The 5116-nt window shown below is 73.4% G+C and carries 1 protein-coding gene; it reads left to right on the forward strand.

Features of this window, described 5'->3' with window-relative positions; all coding sequences use genetic code 11:
- The coding region (locus tag ACSHSS_RS29600) for a beta strand repeat-containing protein (protein ID WP_445545919.1) at positions 1-5116 on the forward strand (5116 nt) is incomplete at both ends.

The raw sequence follows: 5116 nt of genomic DNA on the forward strand, positions 1-5116 counted from the left end.
TGGGCCTGAACGGCTCGGCCGACCTGAGCCTCGGCGGCGCGATCGGCGGCAACGGCGGCCTCGCGCAAACGGGCGCCGGCACGACGACGCTGCTCGGCGCGAACACATTCAGCGGCGGCACGACGCTGAGCGGCGGCGGGCTCGTCGCCGGCAGTGGGGCGGCATTGGGCACGGGCGCGTTGAACGTGGCCGGCACCGGCGGCACGCTCGCGACGAATGCGGCCGGCACGCTGCTCGGCAATGCGGTCAATCTCGGCGCCGGCGCGACGCTGGGCCTGAACGGCTCGGCCGACCTGAGCCTCGGCGGCGCGATCGGCGGCAGCGGCAGCCTTGCGCAAACCGGCGCCGGCACGACGACGCTGCTCGGCGCGAACACGTTTAGCGGCGGCACGGCGCTCGGTGCCGGCGGCCTCGTCGCCGGCAATGCGGCGGCATTGGGCACGGGCGCGCTGAACGTGATCGGCGCCGGCGGTTCGCTTGCGACGAACGCGAGCGGCACGGTGCTCGGCAATGCGGTCAATCTCGGCGCGGGCGCGACGCTCGGGCTGAACGGCGCGGCCGATCTCGGCCTGAGCGGCGCGATCTCGGGCGCGGGCGGCCTGGCGCTCGGCGGCACCGGCGCGACGACCTTGTCCGGCGCGAATACGTTTACCGGCGGCGCGAGCCTGACCGGCGGCGGCAGCCTGATCGTCGAAGGCGGCAGCGCGCTCGGCGTCGGCGGCGCGTTGAACGTGAGCGGCCTCGGCGGTTCGCTGAGCGCGGATCTGGCAGCCGGCGCGTCGCTTGCGAATGCGATCAACCTGAACGGTGCGTCGCTGACACTGAACGGCGCGCACGACCTCGGCCTGAGCGGCGCGATCGGCGGCAGCGGCGGTCTCGTGCTGAGCGGCACGGGGACGACGACGCTGTCCGGCGCGAACACCTTCGGCGGCGGCACGACGCTGAGCGCCGGCACGCTGCTCGCGGGCAGCAATACGGCGCTCGGCAGCGGCGCGCTGAACGTCGCGGGCGCCGGCGGCGCGCTCGGCGCGAGCGTGAGCGGCACGACGCTGGGCAACGCGGTGAACCTCGGCGCGGGCGCGACGCTCGCGTTGACCGGCGCGAACGATCTCGGCCTGAGCGGCACGATTGCCGGCGACGGCGGCCTCGCGCAGACCGGCACGGGCATCACGACGCTGCTCGGCGCGAACACGTACACGGGCGGCACGAGCTTGAGCGGCGGCGGGCTGCTGGCCGGCAACGGCAGCGCGCTCGGCACGGGCGCGCTGAACGTGACGGGCGCGGGCGGCTCGCTCGGCACGACCGTCGGCGGCACGGTGCTCGGCAACGCGATCCAGCTCGGCGCGGGCGCGGCACTGACGGTTGGCGGTGCGAACGATCTCGAGTTGGGCGGGATCATTTCCGGCGCGGGCGGCCTGTCCGTGAGCGGCCCGGGTACGACGAAGCTCACCGCGGCCGAGACGTTTACCGGCGGCACCACGATCGGCAGCGGCACGCTCGCGATCGGCGCGGGCGGCAGCCTCGCCGCGTCGAGTCCCGTCAACCTGACGGGCGCCGGCGCGCAGTTCAACATCGCCGGTGCAACCACGCCGCAGTCGATCGGCACGCTGTCCGGTGTCGCGGGTTCGACGATCGATCTCGGTTCGAACAACCTGACGCTCGCAGGCAGCGGTAGCGGCGTTTTCGCCGGCAATATCGGCGGTGCGGGCGGCCTGACGCTTTCCGGCACCGGCTCGCAGGCGCTGACCGGCAACAACACGTACGCGGGCGGCACGGCGCTGGCGGGCGGCAGCCTGATCGTCGGCAGCGGCGCGGCGCTCGGCCTCGGCGCGCTCGATGTCAACGGCTCCGCTTCGCTCGGTGCGAGCGTGCCGGGCGTGACGCTCGGCAATGCGGTCAATCTCGGTGCCGGCGTCACGCTGGGGCTGAACGGCGCGAACGATCTCGGCCTGAGCGGCACGATCGCCGGCAATGGCAGCCTCGCGCAAACCGGCACCGGCACGACGACGCTGCTCGGCGCGAACACGTTCTCGGGCGGCACCACGCTGAGCGGCGGCGGACTGATCGCGGGCAACGGCGCGGCGCTCGGCACCGGTGCGCTGAATGTCAGCGGTGCGGGCGGCAGGCTCGCCACGAACGTCGCCGGCACCTTGCTCGGCAACGCGGTGAACCTCGGTGCCGGCGCGACGCTCGGCCTGAACGGCGCGGCCGATCTGAGCCTCGGCGGCACGATCGCCGGCGACGGCGGCATTGCGCAGACCGGCGCGGGCATCACGACGCTGCTCGGCGCCAACACGTACACGGGCGGCACGACGCTGAGCGGCGGCGGGCTGATCGCGGCCAACGGCTCGGCGCTCGGCACAGGGGCACTGAACGTGACGGGCGCGGGCGGCTCGCTCGGCACGAGCGTCGGCGGCACGGTGCTCGGCAACGCGGTGAACCTGGGCGCGGGCGCGACGCTGACGGTCGGCGGCGCGAACAACCTGGGCCTGGGCGGCGCGATTTCGGGCGGCGGCAATCTCGCGGTGAGCGGCCCGTCGATCACGACGCTCACGGGAGCGGGCAGCTACACCGGCAATACGACGATCGGCAACGGCAGCACGCTCGCGGTCGGCGCGGGCGGCAGCCTGTCCGGCGGCAGCTTGTTCGATCTGGCAGGCGCGGGCGCGACGCTCGACCTGAGCGCGGCCACGTCGCCGCAGACGACGGGCGGGCTGGTCGGCGCAGCTGGCTCGGCGGTGAATCTCGGCGGCAATACGTTGACGCTCGGCGGCACCGCCAACGGCACGTTCGGCGGCACGATCGGCGGCGCAGGCGGGCTCGCGATGTCCGGCACCGGCACGGAGACGCTGACCGGCGCGAACACCTATACGGGCGGCACGACGATCAACAGCGGCACACTGGCGATCGGCGGCGCCGGGAGCCTGGCTGCCAACGGCACGGTGAATCTGGCCGGCGCCGGCGCGACGTTCGACCTGAGCGGCGCGACGCTGCCGCAGACGACGGGCGCGCTGTCCGGTGTGGCCGGCGCGACCGTCAATCTCGGCGGCAACAGCCTCACGCTCGGCGGCACGGGCAGCGGCACGTTCGACGGCACGATCGCCGGCGCGGGCGGCAGCCTCGCGCTCTCCGGCACCGGCACCGAAACGCTGAACGGCGCGAACACGTACACGGGCGGCACGAGCCTCACGGGCGGCGGCACGCTCGTCGCCGGCAACGCGTCGGCGCTCGGCACGGGCGCACTGAACACGAGCGGCGCGGGCGGCACGCTCGCCGCGGGCAGCGCCGGCACGACGCTCGGCAACGCCGTGAACCTCGGCACGGGTTCGGCGCTCACGCTCGACGGTACGAACGACCTCGGTCTGAGCGGCATCATCTCGGGCGGCGGCAGTCTCGCGCAAAGCGGCACGGGGACGACGGCACTGACCGGCGCGAACACCTATACGGGCGGCACGACGCTGAATGCCGGCGGCCTGTCGGTCGGCAACAACACGGCGCTCGGCACCGGCGCGCTCAGCGTCACCGGCACGAGCGGCACGCTCAGCGCGAGCACGGCCAACCTGCTGCTCGCGAACGCGGTCGATCTCGGCGCCGGTTCGGCGCTGAATCTCGGCGGTGCGTTCGACTTCGGGCTGAACGGCATCATTTCCGGTGCGGGCGGCCTCGTGCAGTCGGGCAGCGGCACGACCACGCTCGGCGGCGCGAACACCTACGGCGGCGGGACGACGCTGAACAGCGGCGGACTGAGCGTCGGCAGCAACACCGCGCTCGGTACCGGCGCGCTGGACGTGACCGGCAACGGCACGCTGAGCGCGAGCGTGAGCGGCACGACGCTCGGCAACGCGATCACGCTCGGCGGGGGCGCGACGCTCGGGCTGAACGGTGCGAACGATCTCGGCCTGAGCGGCACGATTTCCGGCAGCGGCAGCCTCGCGCAGACCGGCACGGGGACGACGACGCTCACCGGCACGAACACGTACGACGGCGGCACGACGCTGAGCGGCGGCGGGCTTATCGCCGGCAACGGCAGTGCGCTCGGCACGGGTGCGCTGAACGTCAGCGGCAACGGCGGTTCGCTTGGCACGAACGTCGCCGGCACGACGCTCGGCAATGCGGTGAATCTTGGCGCAGGCGCGACGCTGACCGTCGGCGGCGCGAACGATCTCGGGCTCGGCGGTGCGATTTCGGGGAACGGCGGTCTGTCGGTCAGCGGCCCGTCGACGACGACGCTCACCGGCACGAACACGTACACGGGCAATACGACGATCGGCAGCGGCAGCACGCTCGCGGTCGGCGCGGGCGGCAGTTTGTCGGCGGCCAGCGCGCTCGATCTCGCCGGCACCGGCGCGGCGCTCGACATCAGCGCGGCGACGACGCCGCAGACGAGCGGCATGCTCTCCGGCGTGTCGGGCACGAGCGTGAACCTCGGCGGCAACACGCTGACGTTGGCGGGTTCCGGCAACGGCAATTTTGCGGGCACGATCGGCGGCACCGGCGGCTTGACGATGTCGGGCACGGGCACCGAAACGCTGACGGGGACCAACACCTACACGGGCGCGACGACGATCAACAGCGGCACGCTGGCGATCGGTGCGGGCGGCAGCCTGTCGGCGAGCAGCCCGGTGAATCTCGCTGGTGCCGGCGCGACCTTCGACGTGAGCGGCGCGACCACGCCGCAGACGACGGGCACGCTATCGGGTGTTGCGGGTTCGACGGTGAACCTCGGCAGCAACAACCTGACGCTGGGCGGCACGGGCAACGGCACGTACGGCGGCACGATCGCGGGCACGGGCGGCAGCCTGACGTTGGCGGGTACGGGCACCGAGACGCTGACGGGCAACAACACCTACACGGGCGGCACGAACCTGACGGGCGGCGGCACGCTGCTGGCCGGCAACAGCTCGGCTCTGGGCACCGGCGCAGTGAACACGAGCGGCGCGGGCGGTACGCTCGGCACGAGCGTCGCAGGCACGACGCTGACCAATGCGATCAATCTCGGTTCAGGTTCGACGCTGACGGTCGGCGGTGCGAACAATCTCGGCCTCGGCGGCACGATCTCGGGCACCGGCAATCTGGCCGTGAACGGTCCGTCGACGACGACGCTGACCGGCGCCAA

The sequence above is a fragment of the Burkholderia sp. BC1 genome (assembly GCF_052683555.1).